Origin of the sequence: Protofrankia sp. Cr1, assembly GCF_963555865.1 — a bacterium.
Lineage (GTDB): Bacteria > Actinomycetota > Actinomycetes > Frankiales > Frankiaceae > Protofrankia.
This window is the reverse complement of sequence record NZ_CAUVXO010000128.1, coordinates 10,069-10,757: the sequence shown is the minus strand read 5'-3', so window position 1 is coordinate 10,757 and position 689 is coordinate 10,069. Positions and strand designations below refer to the sequence as shown.

1 protein-coding gene is annotated in these 689 nt (G+C 64.3%); it reads right to left on the bottom strand.

The annotated features are described in order from the left end of the window. Window positions 1-26 precede the first annotated feature (26 nt). Complete coding sequence (locus U9980_RS12585; protein ID WP_416210254.1) at window positions 27-593, bottom strand: Uma2 family endonuclease; 567 nt, start codon at window positions 591-593, stop codon at window positions 27-29. Window positions 594-689 lie beyond the last annotated feature (96 nt).

Sequence of the window (689 nt, the reverse complement as noted above, 5' to 3'; positions counted from 1 at the left end):
CTGGGCTGGTAGACGATGCGCTTGCACTATGGCTGGGTGAGGTCAATCTTCACGGGGAACGGAGCCGCAGCTTCGACGACACCCGTGTGGACATCACCGACTCGGTAGGTTCCCGCGGCCGGGTCGAGCACATAGGTATAGACGAGAGGGACGCCGGCGGCGGAGTGCTCGATCCGCCAGTAGAACTGGATGCCGGCCCGGGCGTACTGCTCTGGCTTGAAAACACGGTCCGTGGTTTCAGAACCCGGTGAGACCACTTCGCCGACGAGGAGGATGTTTTCCGGGCGCATCGGGGTGACACCGACCGCGCCTGCCCGGTATACGACGATGTCAGGCCGCCGGACCGTCAGCGGCACATCTTGGAGCCGGACATCGAAGTCAAGATCGGCGAACCACCCCGGGGCCCCGGCCAGCTCCATGGCATTGGCGACTTTCCTCGCCAGCCGGTTATGCGGCAGGGAGGCGCTGGGGACCATGACGACCATCCCGTCCACGATCTCGATGTCCTTGCACTGTTCTTCGGACAGCGAGTTGTACAGCTCCGCTGTGATCTGCTGGTGCATCCAGGCGGGAGCGACCATCTCCGCGGTCACGGCGCACCTCCCTGAATTGGCGGCCCTGGATCGGTGGCAGACCTGATGCCTCACGGCAAGCGTAGCGCGCTGGTCGTGTCTGCCTGCACTGTTCGA